The 17,697-nt window shown below is 72.4% G+C and carries 13 protein-coding genes, 2 tRNA genes and 1 pseudogene; 8 read left to right on the forward strand and 8 right to left on the reverse strand.

All coding sequences use genetic code 11. From position 1 onward, the window contains the following. Positions 1–50: 50 nt before the first annotated feature. Both IPJ59_RS01090 and IPJ59_RS01095 read right to left on the reverse strand, forming a co-directional pair. Positions 51–278, reverse strand: a complete 228-nt coding sequence (locus tag IPJ59_RS01090; protein WP_293269396.1) for a hypothetical protein — start codon at positions 276–278, stop codon at positions 51–53. Positions 279–319: 41 nt separating this feature from the next. Beyond that, a complete protein-coding gene (locus IPJ59_RS01095) occupies positions 320–2,740 on the reverse strand; it encodes an enoyl-CoA hydratase-related protein (protein WP_293269398.1) in 2,421 nt (806 codons plus the stop codon). 238 nt (positions 2,741–2,978) lie between these two features. Here IPJ59_RS01095 and IPJ59_RS01100 point away from each other — a divergent pair, with 238 nt between their 5' ends. The 5 genes from IPJ59_RS01100 (at position 2,979) to IPJ59_RS01120 (ending at position 5,177) form a co-directional block, all read left to right on the forward strand. Further along, on the forward strand, positions 2,979–3,251 hold the full coding sequence (locus IPJ59_RS01100; protein ID WP_293253644.1) for a hypothetical protein: 273 nt from the start codon (positions 2,979–2,981) through the stop codon (positions 3,249–3,251). Positions 3,252–3,430: 179 nt separating this feature from the next. After that, positions 3,431–4,159, forward strand: coding sequence for a ribonuclease PH (gene rph, locus IPJ59_RS01105; RefSeq protein ID WP_293269400.1), 729 nt, complete (start codon positions 3,431–3,433; stop codon positions 4,157–4,159). A gap of 97 nt (positions 4,160–4,256) precedes the next feature. Next, positions 4,257–4,937 (forward strand): non-canonical purine NTP pyrophosphatase, encoded by a 681-nt coding sequence (locus IPJ59_RS01110; protein ID WP_293269401.1) that lies wholly within the window; start codon positions 4,257–4,259, stop codon positions 4,935–4,937. A gap of 88 nt (positions 4,938–5,025) precedes the next feature. Then, positions 5,026–5,102 (forward strand) — tRNA-Pro (locus IPJ59_RS01115). Position 5,103: 1 nt separating this feature from the next. Next, positions 5,104–5,177, forward strand: a tRNA-Arg gene (locus tag IPJ59_RS01120). Positions 5,178–5,235: 58 nt separating this feature from the next. Here the strand turns inward: IPJ59_RS01120 and rlmN are convergent. From rlmN to IPJ59_RS37475, 4 genes and pseudogenes are all read right to left on the reverse strand, one after another. Then, entirely contained in the window at positions 5,236–6,366 is a 1,131-nt protein-coding gene (gene rlmN / locus IPJ59_RS01125) for a dual-specificity RNA methyltransferase RlmN (RefSeq protein ID WP_293269402.1), read from the reverse strand. A 59-nt stretch (positions 6,367–6,425) separates the two neighbouring features. Beyond that, positions 6,426–6,845: a nucleoside-diphosphate kinase gene (gene ndk, locus IPJ59_RS01130; RefSeq protein WP_293253655.1), complete on the reverse strand. Its 420-nt coding sequence runs from the start codon at positions 6,843–6,845 to the stop codon at positions 6,426–6,428. 124 nt (positions 6,846–6,969) lie between these two features. Continuing rightward, positions 6,970–7,443, reverse strand: coding sequence for a periplasmic substrate-binding domain-containing protein (locus IPJ59_RS01135; RefSeq protein ID WP_293269404.1), 474 nt, complete (start codon positions 7,441–7,443; stop codon positions 6,970–6,972). Positions 7,444–7,516: 73 nt separating this feature from the next. Next, positions 7,517–8,887 (reverse strand): annotated as a pseudogene (locus IPJ59_RS37475) (ABC transporter substrate-binding protein); the annotation flags it as partial. Between IPJ59_RS37475 and dnaE the strand changes: the two are divergent. After that, a complete protein-coding gene (gene dnaE, locus IPJ59_RS01145; protein WP_293269408.1) occupies positions 8,825–12,490 on the forward strand; it encodes a DNA polymerase III subunit alpha in 3,666 nt (1,221 codons plus the stop codon). The pseudogene IPJ59_RS37475 and the gene dnaE overlap by 63 nt on opposite strands. Before the next feature lie 25 nt (positions 12,491–12,515). On the opposite strand, the gene IPJ59_RS01150 is transcribed toward dnaE, so the two are convergent. Beyond that, complete coding sequence (locus tag IPJ59_RS01150; protein ID WP_366524536.1) at positions 12,516–13,292, reverse strand: DODA-type extradiol aromatic ring-opening family dioxygenase; 777 nt, start codon at positions 13,290–13,292, stop codon at positions 12,516–12,518. A 200-nt stretch (positions 13,293–13,492) separates the two neighbouring features. Then, positions 13,493–14,035, reverse strand: a complete 543-nt coding sequence (locus IPJ59_RS01155) for a hypothetical protein (RefSeq protein WP_293269412.1) — start codon at positions 14,033–14,035, stop codon at positions 13,493–13,495. A 182-nt stretch (positions 14,036–14,217) separates the two neighbouring features. On the opposite strand from IPJ59_RS01155, the gene IPJ59_RS01160 reads away from it, so the two are divergent. Both IPJ59_RS01160 and rlmB read left to right on the forward strand, forming a co-directional pair. Continuing rightward, entirely contained in the window at positions 14,218–16,902 is a 2,685-nt protein-coding gene (locus IPJ59_RS01160; RefSeq protein WP_293269413.1) for a penicillin-binding protein activator, read from the forward strand. Positions 16,903–16,978: 76 nt separating this feature from the next. Further along, positions 16,979–17,692, forward strand: a complete 714-nt coding sequence (rlmB, locus tag IPJ59_RS01165) for a 23S rRNA (guanosine(2251)-2'-O)-methyltransferase RlmB (RefSeq protein ID WP_293253674.1) — start codon at positions 16,979–16,981, stop codon at positions 17,690–17,692. Positions 17,693–17,697 lie beyond the last annotated feature (5 nt).

Genomic DNA, 17,697 nt, shown 5'->3' on the forward strand with positions numbered 1-17,697 from the left:
GACAGGGTGGGTCCTGGGGGCCGTGGCGGGCGCTTCGCGGGGCTTCGGGCTCAGCGGCGGGGACGTGGCGGAGGGCTCAGGCGAAACGGGTCGCTCGGGGCGGTGAGGCGGGGCTGCGCAAGTGGCGTGAAGGTCGACTCGATCAGGGCGCGCAGGGCCAGGTGCTGGCGCCGCAGGCTGCTGCGGTCGGCGGCGAGGAGGCTGGCGACGACGAGGATCGGCAGCAGGAGCGCCACGGCGGTGGTGGGCCCGGCGACGATGAGCTGGAAGCCGACCATGGCGAGGCCGATCAGCGCGATGAAGAGGAAGGCGCCGCGGGTCAGGGGGTGGAGCCGGAAGTGGACGACCAGGCGAGCGCCGCCGGGGATCGGGGCGAGGGCCGCCTCGCAGATCGCCCGCGTGCCGGGGCGCCACGCGCCCGGTCCGCCGGGATCGCTGGTGAGGGTGAAGCCGTGGGGGGTCGGCTCGAGCTCGTAGATCGGCTCGGCCGGGAGGGCGGCGCCCTCGTCCCGCAGGCGCACGCTGGCCTGCGCGAGCAGCTGAGGCACGACCTGCTCGGGGGGGATCGTGAGGGCGAAGGTGAGGTGGTCGCCGCGGCGGGCGAGGGCGGACGCCATGGGCCCGGCGAGTGTAGTGCAGGTGCGGGCTGGATCGTCGAGCCGGTGGTGCTCAGGCGAGGGGGTGTTCGAACTGCGGGGGCTTGCCGCGCAGCAGGGCCTGGACGCCGATCTTGCAGGAAGAGAGGGTGAAGCTCTCGGCGGCGCGATCGGCCTCGAGCTCGCTGGCGGCGGCGAAGGGGAGCTTGTTGCAGTCCTCGATGGTGCGGACCAGCAGCTCGCGGTGCTGGCGGTCGAGGGCGACGCCGGCCTCGTTGCGCGGGCTGATGTTGGGGTCGACGAGGAGCTCCGCGGGCTCGCTGCGGAAGGCCGGGGTGACGCCGCTGGCGGCCAATTCGGCGGCGAGGCCCATGCTCGCCGCGCGGGAGCTCGCGGACCGGGACGATCTGGCTGACGAAGCCCCAGGCGTGGGCCTCGGCGACCGGGAAGCTATTGCCGGTGAGCAGGAGCTCGTTGATCCGCGGCGCGGCGGCGGGGTCGCTGAGGCGGTGGATCTGGTGGCAGCCGCCGAGGCCGGGGAGGACGCCGACGGTGGCCTCGGGCTGGCCGAGCAGGGTGCCCTCGGCGGCGATGCGGGCGTGGCAGCTGGTGGCGAGCTCGAGGCCGCCGCCGAGGACGCGACCGACGAGCGCGGCGACGGTGGGCTTGCCGGCGCGGAGCTTGGCGAGGGTGGTCTTCCACTGCTGGATCAGCTTGAGCGCGCCGGGCTTGTCGCCGAGCACGGGGACGAAGCAGGAGAGGTCGGCGCCGTGGCCGAACTCGCGGCTGTAGGTGCCGTCGGGGGCGAGGACGATGGCGCGGACCTCGGGGTCGCGCTCGAGGGCGTCGAGCTGGCGATCGAGCTCGGCGATGAAGGTGAAGTTCACGGTGCTGCGCTTGAGCGAGAGCAGGCCGACGCCGTTCATGACGCTGCGACCGACGTAGACGGCGTGCCAGCCGAGGGCGGCGCCGGGGCCCTGCTCGTCGAAGACCTCGAGCGGGGCGACCTCGTCGGCGCGGGTGATCTGTTGGTTGTGCAAGAAGCTGCGGGTGAGCTCGGCGGCGCGGGCGAGGCCCATGGACTCGATGAGGGCGGGCGGGCCCTCGCGGAAGGCGAGCGCCTTCTCGGCGAGGAAGTTGATCGCGTCGAGGCCGGCGATGTTGTGGCGGGCCATGTAGGCGGTGAGGGCGAAGAGCATGCCGAGCATGCGCTCGCGGACGACGGGCAGCTGATCGGCGGGGCAGCGCTGGCCGCGTTCGTAGGGCCACTGCTTGCCGGGATCGGCGATGTACGGCTGCCAGGCGTCAGGGATGGTGTAGAGGCTGCTGTCGACCTCCTCTTGCATGAGCTCCATGCAGTGGGCCGAGAGGCTGTTGGCGCCGCGGATCAGGTTGTGGACGAAGAAGGGCTGGGTGCCGAGCAGCTGCTTGCAGGCGTCGTCGATCTGCGCGGGGCTGAGGCCGGTGCTGGCGTGGATCCGGACGGCCTCGAGCATCATGCCGCAGAACAGGCGATCGGCGGCGAAGGCCGGCACGTCGCGCACGGAGATGAGGTTCATGCCGGCGCGGGCGAGGAAGGCCTTGACCAGCTTGAGCTCGGCCTTGCCGGTGACGGCGCCGTGCTCGGGCAGCTCCCACAGCTTGTTGGTGAGGTGGGGGAAGAAGGGGTGCAGCACGCCGCAGCGCTCGCTGCCGGGGAGGCCCTCGAACAGCTTGCGGGTGGTCAGGCCCGAGGTCGCGGAGAAGATGAAGGCCTCGGGATCGCGGGCCCGCACGGCGGCGTAGAAGGGGCGCTTGATCGAGAGTTTTTCGGGGATGGCCTCGAACACGAGGCCGATCGCGAGGTCGGCGGGGACATCGGCGAGGGTGCCCTGGATCGGGTGGATCGCGGCGGTGATCGTGGCGATCTCGGCGGCGTCGAGGCGGGCCGAGAACTCCTTGGCGAGCCGCTCGCGGACGCTGTGAACGTCGGGCGAGAGGTCGAGGGCGATGACCGGGACGCCGTGGCGCGCGAGCACGCGCGCGAACTGGCCGAGCTTGCCGAAGCCGACGTTGCCGCAGCTGCCGGCGACCAGGAGGGCACGCACGGGGCCGGCGGGATCGGGCTGGAAGATCGCGGAGATCGAGGGGTCGCGGTCGGTCATCGCCGGCGAGCATAGAGGCAGGCGCGGCGGCTCAGGCGGGCCCGTGAATGGAGCTTTCCCACGCTCCAGGGGGCCTGCACGGGCAATTCTTCGATCTGGAGGGGCCGCGGCAGGGCACCGACCGCGCGAGGTGCGCTGTCGGATATTGTCGGGATCGTTGCTCGACTCCGGGGTCTTGGACTAAAGTCGCCGTCACGACTCGATCAACCCGATCCAGGCTCGTAGGAGATTTCTGTCCATGAAGCTGAACACCCAGTTCCTGTTTGCGGCCCTGACCGCTGTTTCCCTCATGACCCCCGCCTGCGGCGGCGACGCCGGCTCCAAGAAGGTCGAGGAGAAGAAGACCGACAAGATTGAGAACAAGGCCGACGGTTCCAAGACCGAGACCAAGACGGAAGAGAAGAAGACCGTCGAAGAGGTCAAGGCTGCCCCCGCCGCCGATCCGGCCGCTCCCGCTGCCGCCACCGCTGGCGCCGCCGCTCCGGCCGCTCCGGCCGCCCCGGCCCACTGACGGACGAAGGGCGAGCCCTTCGGTACGACAACACCAAGCAAGAGGGGCGAGGTGTCCACCCGGACACCTCGCCTCGTCTTTTAAGGACTTTGTGGGCGGGGTATCTCGCCGCGTCGTCGCGTGACCTTGTGGTGAGTGCATCGGGGCGTGGTCGCGCGCGTGCTAGGGTGCGCGCCGCAATGCGCAGCGACGGACGACGACCCGATGAGCTCCGACCCTTCTCGATCGAGCCTGGCTTCATCGGCTCGGCCCTCGGCTCGGCCCTGGTCACGGCGGGTGGGACCCGCGTGATCTGTACCGCGAGCCAGGAGGCGCGCCCGCCCGCGTGGCTCAAGGAGGGCGGCTGGGTGACGGCCGAGTACGCGATGCTCCCGGGCTCGGTGCGACCCCGCGGACGCCGCGAGTCGGGCGGCCGCGAGAAGGAGATCCAGCGGTTGATCGGGCGCTCGCTGCGGGCGGCGATCGAGCTGGCGGGGCTGATCGGGCCGGCGGGGCCGGTGTCGCTGGTGGTGGACTGCGACGTGATCGAGGCCGACGGCGGCACGCGCACGGCGGCGATCACCGGCGGCTATGTGGCGCTGTTCCTGGCGGTGCAGGCGTTGCTGCGCCAGGGCTCGCTGCTACAGGCGCCGACGCTGCGCCCGGTCGCGGCGGTGTCGGTGGGGATCGTCGAGGGCGCGGACGGGGTGGCGCGGGCGCTGCTCGACCTGCCGTACGCGGAGGACTCGCGGGCGGCGGTCGACCTGAATGTGGTGATGCTGGCGAGCGGGGGGCTCATCGAGGTGCAGGGGACGGGCGAGCGCAGCAGCTTCTCGCGGGCGCAGCTGGACGTGATGCTCGACCTGGCGGAGCGCGGGGTGGCGAGCCTCGCGGAGGTGCAGCGCGCGGCGATCGGGGCGGGGCGGTGAGGCGGGGAGACGAAGGTGTGAGCGACGGTCCCCGTGAGGCACCGCGGGCGGTGAGACGGGGATACGACGTGCAGTGGGCGGCGATCGGGGTGGGGCGATGAGACGCCTGGTGCTGGCCTCGGGCAACGCCCACAAGCTCGTGGAGCTGCGGGCGATGTTCGCGGCGGCGGGGCTGCCGTTCACGTTGCACGCGGCGCGTGAGCTCGGGCCGGCGCCGACGATCGCGGAGGACCAGGACAGCTTCGTGGCCCACGCGGCGCTCAAGGCCCGCGGGATCGCGGCGTGGTTGCGAGGGCGCGGCGAGGCGGGCGAGACGCTGGTGTTGGCGGATGACTCGGGGGTCTGCGTCGACGCGCTGGGCGGGGCGCCAGGGGTCGACTCGGCGGTGTTCGCCGGGCCGCAGGCGGACGACGCGGCGAACAACGCGGCCCTGCTGGCGGCGCTCGCGGAGCGGGGCCTGACGCGATCGCCGGCGCACTACGTGTGCGTGCTGGCGCTGCGCCGCGTCGACGGAGAACCGATGCAGCTGCACGGGTCCGACGCGCACGCGGTGGGCCCGGACTTGACGCTGTTCACCGCACGCTGGCACGGGGAGATCCGCTGCGAGCGGGCGGGCGCTGCGGGCTTCGGCTACGACCCGTACTTCTGGATCCCGGCCTGCGCCGGCGCGCAGGGGCCGACGACGGCGGCAGCGCTGACACCCGCCGAGAAGAACGCGTGCTCGCATCGCGGGCTGGCGGTGCGGGCCTTGATTGCCGGGCTCGCTGTCATGGCGTGACTCGTCGGGCTCGTGCTCGTCGGGCTCGCGTGGCGGCTGTGGGGGGTGGACCGGGCGGCGGCGGTGGTATATGGTGCGCGGGCCATTTCGGGGCGTAGCGCAGCCTGGTAGCGCGCCTGCTTTGGGAGCAGGATGCCGGAGGTTCGAATCCTCTCGCCCCGACCACGCGCCCATAGCTCAGCTGGATAGAGCATCGGCCTTCTAAGCCGAGGGTCCCAGGTTCGAGCCCTGGTGGGCGCGCTCCTGCGTGCTCACCGGGGTCGTGTGGGGCCGCCCGGGGCCAGCCCGGGGCCTCGTATCAGGCGTTGCCGGACTCGAGGGCGAGCTGGCCGCAGGCGGCGCCGATGTCGTCGCCGCGCGGGGTGCGGAGGTACACGAGCAGGCCGAGGGCGCGGCAGCGGTGGACGAAGCGCTGCACGCGGGTCGAGGAGGGGCGGCGGTAGGGGGCGTGCGGGTGCGGGTTGAAGGGGATGACGTTGACCTGGCAGCGCATGTCGCCGACGAGATCGAGGAGGCGCTGGGCGTCGGCGTCGCTGTCGTTCACGTCGGCGAGCAGGACGTACTCGAAGGTGACGAAGCGGCGGCGGTGCTGCGGGACCAGGCGGACCGCGGCGAGCAGGGCGGCGATGTTCCAGCGGGTGTTGATCGGCATGACCTCGTCGCGCACGGCGTCCGTGGTGGCGTTGAGGCTGATCGCCAGGCCGACCTCGAGGGCCAGCTCGTCGCGGGCGAAGCGCTCGATCGCGGGGACCAGGCCGGAGCTGGAGATGGTGATCCGCCGGCCCGCGATCGCGGCGCCGTGGGCGTGGGTGAGCAGCTGGACGGCGCGCTTGACCTGGTTGTAGTTGTGCAGCGGCTCGCCCATGCCCATGAACACGAGGTTGGTGATCCGGCCGGGGTACTCGGCGCCCTCGGCGATGGCCTCGCGTTCGAGCAGATCCTGGGCCTGGTAGACCTGATCGACGATCTCCCAGGTCGCGAGGTTGCGCTGGAAGCCGAGGCTGGCGGTGGCGCAGAAGCGGCAGGTGAGGGCGCAGCCGATCTGCGACGAGACGCACTGGGTGTAGCCGCGGTCCTCGTTGGGGATCAGCACGCTCTCGAGGGCGGCGCCCTCGGCGGTGCGCAGGCGCAGCTTGCGGGTGCCGTCGTGCGAGCGCAGCACGGCGTCGAGGTGGAGGCGGGCGAGCGAGGCGAGGCCGGTGAGGCGGGTGCGCTCGCCCGCCGGGAGGTCCGACATGACGGCGAAGTCCGGCGCGCGGCGCTGGTGCAGCCAGCGAAACAGCTGGTCGGCGCGGTGCCGCGGCGGCGGCTCGGGGCTGTGCTGCGCGAGCCAGGCGGCGAGGTCGGCGGGGTCGAGGTCGCGGAGGTTCTGCGCGCCCGCCCGCGGGATGCCGCGTGCGGGCGGGCGGATCGCTACGACCTGGTCCATGGGACAGCTTTCTGGCACATCGCGTAGCAGCGGAGGCGAGCTCCGGCGGCGGTCGGGCGCTACAGGCCGGCGAGCTCGAGGCCGTTGAAGAAGAAGCCGATCTCGTAGGCGGCGGTGTCGGGGGCGTCCGAGCCGTGGGTGGCGTTGGCCTCGATGCTGGTGCCGTAGGTGCCGCGCAGGGTGTTCTTCGGCGCCTTGGTGGCGTCGGTCGGACCCATGAGGTCGCGCCAGCGCAGGATGGCGTTGTCACCCTCGAGGATCATGGCGACCACGGGGCCCTGGGTCATGAAGGCGACCAGCGAGTTGAAGAAGGGGCGGGCGCTGTGGACGGCGTAGAAGCCCTCGGCCTGGGCCTTGCTGAGGCGCAGCGACTTGAGGGCGACCACGCGGAGGCCGGACTCCTGGATCTTGGCGATGATGCCGCCCTGGTGACCAGCGGCGACGGCGTCGGGTTTGATGATGGCGAAGGTGCGTTGCATGGCGTTTAGGCGCGCGGAAGCTAGCACGAGGGCTCGCGCGGCCGGTAGGCGGGGCCGCGTGACGCATCACTCGCGTGGGCGCGGGCACAGCAGGGCTCCAGCGGCAATTCGCCATTGGCGTGCATCACTCGCGTGTGCGTGGGCACAGCAGCTCGATGCGCAGGCCGGCGAGCGGGTGGCGGGTGACGCCCTGCAGCCACGGCTGGACGACGTACCAGGCCTCGGGCTGGTCGATCGGCCGCACGGGGACCTGGGCGCCGAGCTGGCGCTCGAGGGCGGCGGCGGCCTGGTCGCGCGCGGGGCCCGGCGGGATGCGGGTGAAGGCGGCGAAGGCGAGGTCGTAGGCGGGGTCGCAGAAGCCGCTGTAGTTGTCGGGCGCGGCGCAGGTGAAGGGGGCGAGGAAGCTGGCGGGGTCGAGGTAGTCGGCGTCGTAGCGGAGGGCGAACAGCTGGGCGTCGCTGCTGCCGGCGAGCACCTCGCCGAGGTAGTGGGCGCGGCGGGTGACCTGGAGATCGATGTCCAGCGGGCGCAGGGCGTCGCGCAGGATCGCGGCCTCCTGGGCCTCGGCCTCGTCGGTGCCGGTCCAGTAGCGCAGCACGCGGGGGCCGACGGATGTCGGCGGCGGCGAGGATCTGGCGGGCCTGCGGGAGGTCGGCGGCGGGCGGGGCGAAGCGGTGGAGGACGGCGTCGTCGAGGGCGCCCCCGAGGCCCTTCGGGACGATGCGGGCGCGCTGCGTGGCCCAGGCGTCGTTGCGGATCACGCGTTGGTAGCGGACGGCGTCGAAGGCGAGGGCGACGGCCTGGCGCAGGGCCCGGTGCTGGGCGTCGATCGCGGGGTCCGGGTGCTGGCCGAGCTCCGGGTCGCGCATGCGGAAGACGAGGAGGTCGGTGGCGAGGGTGGGGAAGCGCAGGAGCTGGCTGCCCGGCGGGGCGGCGCCGGGGCGGAGGCGGCCGGCGGAAGGATCGGCGAGCTGCGACTGGTTGAGGGCGGCGCCGCGGGTGGAAGGATCGGCGACGAGCTCGGCGAATTGCGACTGGCCGGGGGCGATGGCGGCGAGCTCTCCCGCCTGGAAGCTGCGCAGGGCGGGCTCGGGGTCGTGGAAGTGGGTCAGCGCGACCGGGCTGGCGCCGGGCAGCTGGGGGCAGCCGAGCGCGGCGAGGCGATCGGAGGCGGGGGCCTCGGGGCTGCGCAGCAAGAGGACCTCGCGCGGGAGCTCGCTGCGGGCGTGGTCGAGGACGTAGGGGCCGCTGCCGACGGGATGGCGGGCGAAGGGCGGGTGCTCGAGGTCGCGGCCGTCGTAGTAGGCGATGCACTCGGGCGGGACGATCGCCAACATCGGGCTGGCGAGGATCGCGGGGAGCTCGGGCTGCGGGCGGGTGAGCTGCAGGGTGATCGTGTTGCTGGCGTCGTCGGCCCGGATCCCGGGAACGGTGGCGCGTGTTCGGTGGTGCTCGTCGAGGCCGACGATGCGGTCGGCGAGCAGGGCGTAGGCGGCGTGGCGGGCGGGGTCGATGCGCAGCAGCGAGGCGGCGACGTCGCTGGCGCGCACGCGGCGGGGCTGTCCTTCGAGACAGGTGTCGGCGGCGAAGCGGCGGGCGTCGGGGCCGCTGCGCAGGGTCATCGTGATCGTGAGGCCGTCGTCGCTGATCACGGGGAGCTCGGCGAGCAGCTCGGGGCGGAGGCTCGTGCCGGCGGGATCCCAGTCGAGGAGGGTGTCGAAGATCTGCGAGGTGATCCGTCGGCTCACGGTGTCGCTGGCGGCGGCCGGATCGAGGGTGGGGATCGGCGTCTCGAGGGCGAGGCGCAGCGGGCCCGCGGGCGCGAGCGGCACGCTGTTCGCGTCGCGTTCGCCAGGGCTGTCGGCGTTGCAGGCGGACAGCGCGAGCAGCGCTAGCGCGGTGAATTCTGCCGCGAGGCGGCGCTGTGCGGGGCGTCGCGCGCAGGTGGATCGGCGGGGCGACGTGATAGGGTCCGCGCCATGGCCGAAGGCGGGAACGTCATCCCCGGGGCGTCGAGCGAGGCGGACTTCGCCCACTTGCATCTGCACACCCAGTACAGCCTGCTGGACGGGGCGATCCGGACCAAGGACCTGTGCAAGACGGTCAAGGAGCGGGGCATGAGCTCCGTCGCCGTGACCGATCACGGCAACATGTTCGGCGCGTTGCAATTCTATCAGGAGGCCAAGGCGCAGGGGGTCAAGCCGATCTTCGGCTGCGAGGTCTACCTGTCCGACGGCGACATGACGGCCCGCAGCGACCGCAAGAACTACCACCTCGTGCTCCTGGCCCGCAACGAGGTCGGTTTTCGCAACCTGCAGTATCTCGTGTCGAAGGGCCACCTGGAGGGGTTTTACTACAACCCGCGGATCGATCGGAAGCTGCTGCGGGAGCGCAGTGAGGGGCTGATCGGGCTGTCGGCCTGCCTCGGTGGGCACATCTCGAAGCTGATCAACGCGGGGGACATGGACGGGGCGCGGACGACGGTGCAGGAGTACACGTCGATCTTCGAGCCGGGGATGTACTTCCTCGAGCTGCAGCCGAACGGGATGGCGCTGCAGGAGACGGTCAACGCGTCGCTGGCCCAGCTCGGGGCCGACCTGAAGGTGCCGCTGGTGGCGACGAACGACTGCCACTACGTCAACCGCGACGAGGCGCACGCGCACGAGGTGCTGATGTGCATGGGTCAGGGGCGCACGCTCGACGACCCCAAGCGGATGAAGCACGAGTGCGACGCCTTCTACATCAAGCGCGCCGACGAGATGTCGCCGTACTTCCGCCAGTACCCGGGGGCCTTCGAGAACGCGGGGCGGATCGCGGCGATGTGCAACGTGGAGCTGAAGCTCGGGCAGCCCGAGCTGCCGGACTTCAAGCTGCCGCCGGGCTGCGAGGACGACCTGCCGGAGTACCTGCGCAAGGTCGCGTACAAGGGGCTGGAGGAGCGCTTCGGCGAGCTGCAGCGCCGCGGGCAGCGCTTCGATCCCGACCTGTACCGCGAGCGGCTGCGCTTCGAGCTCGACGTCATCGTGCAGATGAAGTTCCCGGGCTACTTCCTGATCGTGTGGGACTTCATCCGCCACGCCAAGCAGATCGGGGTGCCGGTCGGGCCGGGGCGTGGTTCGGGCGCGGGCAGCCTGGTGGCCTACGCGCTGCGGATCACGGACCTCGATCCGATCCAGTACAACCTGCTGTTCGAGCGCTTCCTGAACCCGGAGCGCGTGAGCATGCCCGACTGCGACGTCGACTTCTGCATGGACCGGCGCGAGGAGGTGATCCAGTACGTCACGCAGCGCTACGGGGCGGACCACGTCGGCCAGATTGCGACCTTCCACAGCCTGAAGGCGCGCGGGCTGGTGCGCGACGTGTGCCGGGTGATGGGGCTGCAGCCGTCGGAGGCCAACGACATCGCCAAGGCGGTGCCGGAGGGGCCGAAGGTGACGCTGTCGATGGCGCTGGCCGACCCGGCGGCGCTCAAGGAGAAGGTGAAGAAGAACCCGGAGCTGGCGGGCAAGCTGCAGGACGCGATCATGATCGCGGAGGGCTCGGGCAAGCTGCGGGCGCGGGCGAAGGAGGACGCGAAGGTCGCGGAGGTGCTGAAGATCGGGACGGCGCTCGAGGGCCTGAACCGTCACGCGGGCATGCACGCCGCGGGCATCGTGATCGGCAACCGGCCGCTGTGGGAGCACGTGCCGTGCTTCCAGGCGGACGGCAAGATCGTCACGCAGTACACGATGACGGACGTCGAGCTGGCCGGGCTGGTGAAGTTCGACTTCCTGGGCCTGAAGACGCTGACGGTGCTGTCGACCGCGGTGGGGCTCATCAACGAGTTGATGGCGAGCGAGCGGCGCGAGGCCTTCGACCTGGCGGCGATCCCGATGGACGACGCGGGAGTGTTCGACATGATCAGCCGGGGCGACACGACCGGCGTGTTCCAGCTCGAGTCGAGCGGCTTCAAGGACCTGCTCAAGAAGCTGCGGCCGGACTGCTTCGAGGACATCGTCGCCGCGGTGGCGCTGTACCGGCCGGGGCCGCTCGAGGGCGGGATGGTCGACCAGTTCATCGAGTGCAAGCACGGGCGGCGGCAGATCGAGTACCCGCACCCGCTGCTCGAGGGGGTGCTGCGGGAGACCTACGGGGTCTTCGTGTACCAGGAGCAGGTGATGCAGGCGGCCCAGGTGCTCGCGGGCGCGAGCCTCGGCTCGGCCGACATGATGCGCCGGGCGATGGGCAAGAAGAAGCAGTCGGAGATGGACAAGCAGCGCAAGCTGTTCGTCGCGGGCTGCGCGAGCCACTCGCAGATCGCCGAGGCGAAGGCGAGCGAGATCTTCGACTTGATCGACAAGTTCGCGGGCTACGGCTTCAACAAGTCGCACTCGGCGGCGTACGGGCTCATCACCTACCAGACGGCGTACCTCAAGCACCACCACGAGGCGTCGTTCATGGCGGCGCTGATGACCTGCGACAAGTCGAACAACGACAACGTGGTCAAGTTCATCGCCGAGGCGCGGGCGATGGGGCTGACGGTGCTGTCGCCGGACGTGAACGAGTCGGGGCGCGACTTCTCGGTGGTCCGGCGCAGGCGCGAGACGGGCGAGAGCGAGGACCAGATCCGCTTCGGCCTGGCCGGCGTGCGTGGGGTCGGCGAGTCGGCGGTCGACGCGATCCTGAGCGCGCGCAAGGCGGGCGGGCCGTTCGTCAGCCTGTTCGAGCTGTGTCGCCGCGTCGATCTAAAGAAGGTCAACAAGCGCACGCTCGAGGGCCTGACCTGCGCGGGGGCCTTCGACCTGGTGGCCGGCGGACGCGACCGGGCGGCGGTGATGGGGGCGATCGAGTCGGCGGTCGAGCAAGGCCAGGGGGCCTCGCGGGACCGCGACAGCGGGCAATTCGGGCTGTTCGACATGTTCGCCGCGGTCGCGCCGGTGTACGTCGAGAACTACCCGACGGGCGAGGCGTGGGCGCCGAAGATCAAGCTGCTCAAGGAGCGCGAGGCGCTCGGCTTCTATCTCACCGGGCACCCGCTCGACGCGTTCCAGAGCGACATCGACGCCGGGGCCAAGCGCACCGCCCAGCTGACGCGCGAGCACGCCGGGCAGGCGATCACGCTGGCGGGCGTGGTCTGCGACCTGCGCGAGGTGCAGACGCGCAGCGGCAAGGGCTCGATGGGCTTCTTCCAGCTCGAGGACCAGTTCGGGCGGGTCGAGTGCGTGGTGTTCCCGAAGACCTACGCGCGCACGGACGAGGCGACGGGGCTGAGCTTCAGCGACCGCTTGCAGTCGATCGGGGACGAGCCCGCGTTCGTGACCGGGAAGCTCGAGGTCGAGACCGACGACGATGGCGAGGCCAACAAGTTCAAGCTGCTGGTCGACGAGATGCGGCCGATCGCGGCCGTGCGCAGCGAGCGTACGCGCAAGGTGCTGCTGCGGCTGACGCTGGACCAGCTGACCGACGATCGCATTCTCCGACTGAAGCAGATCGTCGCGGACAACAGCGGACAGTGCACGATGGAGCTGAAGGTCAGCACGGATCGCTTCGGCGCCGATATCGTGTTCGGGGACCAGTTCAAGGTCTGCGCCGACGAGAACCTGATGCACGCGCTGGCGCGGCTGTTCGGGGACAAGGCCGCGGAGCTGGTCGGCGGCCCCGAGTAGCCCGAGGCGACCACCCCGTGGGGGGTCAGCCGAACTGGACCGATCGGCGGGTGAAGGAGCCGAACCAAAAGCCGGTGATCGGGAAGCGGACGGGGTCGGTCCCCGCCGCGCCGGCGGCGACGAGCACGGGGGCGAAGTGCTCCTCGGTCGGATGGGCGAGCTGCAGCGCGGGGGCGCGGCGGCGGTAGTCGAGCAGGGCGTCGTGATCGCGGCGCGTGAGCACGTCGGCGATCCAGTGGTCGAACTCGCTGGCCCACGTCGGGACAACGGGGCTGTTGCGGAGGCTGCGGAGGTTGTGGGTCAGGAAGCCGCTGCCGACGATGAGCACGCCCTCGTCGCGCAGCGGGGCGAGGGCCTGGCCGAGCGCGTAGAGATCGTGCGGATCGATGGAGGGCATCGAGATCTGCAGGACCGGGATCTCGGCTTGCGGGTACATGCACATCAGCGGGATGTAGGCGCCGTGGTCGAGGCCGCGCTCGCTGGCGTGGAACGGGATGCCGGCGTCGGCGACGAGCGAGCGCACGCGGTCGGCCAGCGCGGGCGCGCCGGGGGCGGCGTATTGCAGGCGGTAGAAGCGGTCGGGGAAGCCGTGGAAGTCGTAGATCAGCGGGACCGGGCGGGTCGCGCCGAGGGTGAGCGGGCGGGCCTCCCAGTGGGCGGAGATCATGAGGATCGCGCGCGGACGCGGGAGCTCGTGGGCCCACTGGGCGAGCTCGGCGATCCAGGCGGGGTCGTCGAGCAGGGGCGGGGCGCCGTGGGCGACGAACAGGACGGGGCTGCGTGGGGTGGTGACGGTGGGCATGACGATCTCCTCGCGGCCGCAGGCGAGGGCGCCGAGGCCGGGCAGGAGTCCGAGCAGGTCGCGTCGTCGCAGCATCGGGGAGAGCTTGGGGGGCGCGCGACGGTTGGCCAAGGCCGACCAGCGGCGCTTCGCTGCAACCGACTGTTGCGCGCGAGCACCTCGCCGCGCGTGCTACGAGCCCCTGGCGCCGCGCCGGGCCGCTACGAGAGGATGCGTTTGCGGCGACGCCGACGCGGACGGTCGTCGGCCTCGTCGTCGAGGCGGGGCTCGGGCGGCGGCTCGGGGTCGGCCGGGGCGATGGCCTCGTCGGGGACCTCGCCGCTCAGGGGCGGCAGGCCGAGGGCGGCGCGGCGGGTGTCGCCGAGCTGGAAGAAGTTGGCGAGCTCCTCGAGCACGGCGAAGCGCAGCTCCTGGTCGAACTGCTCGGCGCCACGGGCGAGGCGCATGAGGTTGCGGCGGTAGACGGCGAGGCCGGTGAGCTCGGGGGCGCGGTCCTCCTCGTAGTCGTGGTGGTTGCCGCGGGTGGCGAGGGCGATCGCCGGGACCCGCGGGTCGACGCCCTCGAGCACGAGCTCGAGCGAGGGGACGTCGTGGACCAGGAGGACCAGCGCGGCGCGGCGCTGGCCGAGCTCACGCAGGCTCTCGTCGGTGCAGGAGCTGAGGATGTGGACGACCTTGCGGTGGACCTGCGCGGGGCTCGGGAGCCACTTGGGGGCCTGGTTCTGGGCGTCGAGGCGGTACACGCGGAGGGCGGCGTGGCAGGCGGCCCGGGCGTCGCCGGCGAGGAACTCGGCCTCGCTGACGAGGTGCCAGGCGTCCGCGTTGTTGGGGAAGCGCTCGACGGCGGCGCGCAGGAGGGGAGGGCGCCCTCGGCCGAGCCGAGGTCGAGCCAGAGGCGGCTGAGGCGGAGGGCGACCAGGACGCGGTGGACCTGGGCGGTGCGCTCCTCGGGGTCGAGGGGCTCGCCGTCTTCGTCCTCGCTGAGCTCGGCGACGGCGGCCTCGGCGTCGTCCTCGGCGTCGAGCTCGTCGGCGGCCTCGTCGGGGCCGTGGGCCTGGGCGTCGCGGACGCGGACGCTGCGAGCGCGGCGGCGGGGCGGGGCGTCGTCATCGGCGGCGGCCGGCGGGGGCTCGTCGGCGTCGGCCTCGTCGGGGTTGGCCGAGCCCTCGGCGTCGCCGGCGGGCGGGTGGAGGATCGCGGCGAACAGCGGGTGCTCACGCAGGGAGTCGAGGCGGGCGCGGGCCTCGTCGTCGCGGCCGAGCGAGATGAGGCACTCGGCGCCGAGCAGCTCGAGGTCCATCGCGTCGATCGCCGAGACGGTGTCGAGCTCGAGGGCGTCGTCGCAGTAGTGGAGGGCGCGGCCGGCGTCCCCGAGATCGAAGAGGGCGACCTGGGCGGCGGCGGCGTAGGGCTCAAAGTAGTCGGGGTCGAGCTCGATCGCCTGATCGTAGAAGCGCAGGCTCTCGGCGGCGTCGCCCTCGGCGAGGGCGATCGCTCCCAGGAGGACGGCGGCGTCGGGGGCGTCCGGCCGGAGGCGCTGGGCGTGGGTGGCCGACTGGCGCGCCGCCTCGAATTCGGCCCGGTCGAGCAGCGACCAGCCGCGGTCGAGGTGCGCCGCATAACGGCTCGTCTCACCGAAGCCCGCGTCGTCCAGATCTTCGCTGTCGCCGATCGACATGATGCCGCTGGATATAGCACGGGGCGCCACGGGTCCGGCAGGGCCATCGTGGGCCAGAATTCGGGGCGCGGTCGCGCGACGTCGCGGGCTGGCGATTCGTTTGGGGGATCGCGGCGTGGGCACGTATGGTTGACCACCATGTCGCCGCGTACCGCTCGCCATCGCCATCGTTCGCCCTTCGTCCGCGGTCTGGCCGTCGCGCGCGTGGCGGCTGTGCTCGTCGTCGGCGTCGCCCCGGGGCTCGCGGCCTGTCGCACGCCGCAGAGCACCGGCAGCGGACCGGCGATGCAGGGCACCCTCGATCCGGGTCGCGTCGCGCCGGAGTTCGAGGCCGACTGGGACGCGGTGCGTCGGGCCCAGACGCAGGATCCGGCGGGGCCCGAGGTCGCGGCCGCGGCCGATCGCTTGCTGTCGCGCGAGCCGCCGTTGAACCTCCGCCTGGCGGCGTTGCAGGCGAAGGCCGAGCAGGCGCTGCGGGCGGGTGATTATCCGGCGGCGCAGCGGCACGCTGGGACGGGGCTCGCCGAGGTGGCGAAGGCGCGGAGCGCAGGCGGCGATCTGGCGGGGCCGGAGCAGGCGCTCGCGCAGCAGCTGGCCCGCGTGCGCGCGCTCGCCGAGGCGCAGGTCGGCGATCCACAGCAGGCGCTGCAGTGGTTGGCGGCGCTCCCGGTCGTGCCGGGTCCGGACCACGAGCGCCTCGCGGCCACGGCGTCGGCGCGTGAGCGGGCGGGCGATCGGGTGGGCGCTGTGCTGGCCCTGGCGCAGTGGCGGGCGGTCGCGCGCGACGACAGTCCCGAGGCGGCGCTCGCCGAGGCGCGCATGCGGGTGCTGTGGCAGGGGGTCGACGCGGGCGTGCTCGAGGTGGCCGCGCGTGGGGCCCCGAACACGGCGGCGGCGGCGTGCCTGCTGACGCGGGCCGGGCATACGCCCGATCCGCAGGCGCCTCCCTGGGCGAGGGCGTGTGGCCCGGGCGAGGCCCAGGTCGGCTTCCTGCTGCCGCGCTCGGGCAAGTTCGCCGGCTTGGCGGATGTCCAGCTGGCGGCTGCGGCGGCGGCGGTGCTGGTGTTGGCGCGGGGCAAACCGATGGAAGTGCAATGGCAGGACGCCGGGTCAACGCCGGCCGAGGTGGCGACGGCGACGGCGAAGTTGGTCCGGGCCGGGGTCGACGTGGTGGTCGGCCCGGTCGGGCCCGGCAACGTCGAGGCCGCGGTGTCGGCCGCGGCGGCCGCGGGCGGCAAGCCGAGCTTCGTCGTGCCGGGGGAGTCGAGCACGGCCGCGGCCGGCGTGGCGCCCACGATCGAGGCTCGCTCGGCCGCGCTGGTCGCCCAGCTGAAGCGCCTCGGTCGCGGCTCCGCGGTGGTCCTCGCGCCCGACAACAACTACGGGAAGCGGGCCGCGGAGGCGCTTGCGAAGTCGCTTCGTGAAAGCGGATCCAAATTATTGAAAACACTTTACTACCCGGATGACATGACGAGCTTCGCCAAGTTCGTCGCGCCGGCCCTCACGGAGCTGCGGGGGGACGCGGCGCTGATCGTCCCGGACCGGCTCGCCCGGATGGAGTTGTTGCTCAAGCAGATGGCCCGATCCGGCATGAGCATCGAGCGTGCCGGCGGCGGCAAGGGGGTGGCCGTGCTGTCGACGGGGGAGGGGCTCTCGGCCGACGCGATCGGCGCTGGCCACGACATCCTCGAGGGCGTTTGGCTGGCGCCGGTGGCATGGCCGACGCCGGACGCGGCCGCGTTCGCCGACGCCTACACCAGCCTCGAGGGACAGCCGCCAGGTGACCAGGCGTGGCTCGTGTGGCGGGCAGTGTCGGCTGCGTGGAGTGGGGGGGTCACGACCCCTCCCGTCGCCGCCGTGCTCAGGGTAGAAGGCGGGCACCTTGTCCCAGCCCCCGCGCAAGTCGACCTCCGGCCCCGCGAGACGCCCTGATCGCCGGCCGCCGCGTGGTGGTTCACAGGCGCCGGGCGCTGCGGGGCAGCTGTCCCTCAAGCCAGACGCGTACCTGGTGCCGGGTGAGCGCGCGGTCGTCGAGTTGTTGCGCGCGCAACCTCGCCGGGTCCGGCGCCTGCTGGTGCTGGCGGGGCGGGCGTCGGGCGAGGCCGAGGCGCTCGCGGCGGAGCTCGGGCTGGTCGTAACGCGGGTCGAACTGGACGATCTGGCGACCGTGATCTCGCCGGAGCTGGCGCGCGGGATCGTGGCCGTGGCCGTGCCGCCGCGCGAGCATGACATCGCCGACCTGCTCGCGTTGCGGCCCACAGACCCCGAAGGTAGGCGTGTGATCGTTGCGCTCGATGGGGTTCAGGATCCACACAACCTCGGCGCGCTGATCCGTAGCGCCGAGTTTTTCGGGGCGCTCGGCATGTTCTGGGCCCGCGACCGCTCCGCGAGCCTGTCGCCGACGGTCGTCCGGTCGTCCGCGGGGGCGAGCGAGCGGCTCCCGCTGGCACAGGTCACGAACCTCGCCCGCGCCCTCGCAGCGGCCAAGGACGCTGGTTTCTGGGTGCTCGGCACCGTCGCCGACGGGGGCACTTCACTGCGCGCGCTGGTCGCGAAGGGGCTCCCGGACGCGCTGGTCGTGGTGCTGGGCAGCGAGGAGCGCGGCTTACGACGATTGACCCGCGAAAACTGTGACTTTCTGGCCACGATCCCGGGCGCGGGCGGGGTCGCCTCGCTCAACGTCTCGGCCGCGGCCGCGGTCACGCTTTCGTGCGTGGCATGAGGCGC

The organism is Nannocystis sp. (assembly GCF_016714285.1).
Lineage (GTDB): Bacteria > Myxococcota_A > Polyangia > Nannocystales > Nannocystaceae > Nannocystis.

Excerpts from the sequence above, each read along its gene's own strand:
- IPJ59_RS01095 (WP_293269398.1), bottom strand. The coding sequence starts at position 2,740 with ATGACCGACCGCGACCCCTCGATCTCCGCGATCTTCCAGCCCGATCCC.
- IPJ59_RS01100 (WP_293253644.1), top strand. The coding sequence starts at position 2,979 with ATGAAGCTGAACACCCAGTTCCTGTTTGCGGCCCTGACCGCTGTTTCC.
- IPJ59_RS01090 (WP_293269396.1), bottom strand. The coding sequence starts at position 278 with ATGGTCGGCTTCCAGCTCATCGTCGCCGGGCCCACCACCGCCGTGGCG.
- ndk (WP_293253655.1), bottom strand. The coding sequence starts at position 6,845 with ATGCAACGCACCTTCGCCATCATCAAACCCGACGCCGTCGCCGCTGGT.
- IPJ59_RS01110 (WP_293269401.1), top strand. The coding sequence starts at position 4,257 with ATGAGACGCCTGGTGCTGGCCTCGGGCAACGCCCACAAGCTCGTGGAG.
- IPJ59_RS01150 (WP_366524536.1), bottom strand. The coding sequence starts at position 13,292 with ATGCCCACCGTCACCACCCCACGCAGCCCCGTCCTGTTCGTCGCCCAC.
- rlmN (WP_293269402.1), bottom strand. The coding sequence starts at position 6,366 with ATGGACCAGGTCGTAGCGATCCGCCCGCCCGCACGCGGCATCCCGCGG.
- dnaE (WP_293269408.1), top strand. The coding sequence starts at position 8,825 with ATGGCCGAAGGCGGGAACGTCATCCCCGGGGCGTCGAGCGAGGCGGAC.
- rph (WP_293269400.1), top strand. The coding sequence starts at position 3,431 with ATGCGCAGCGACGGACGACGACCCGATGAGCTCCGACCCTTCTCGATC.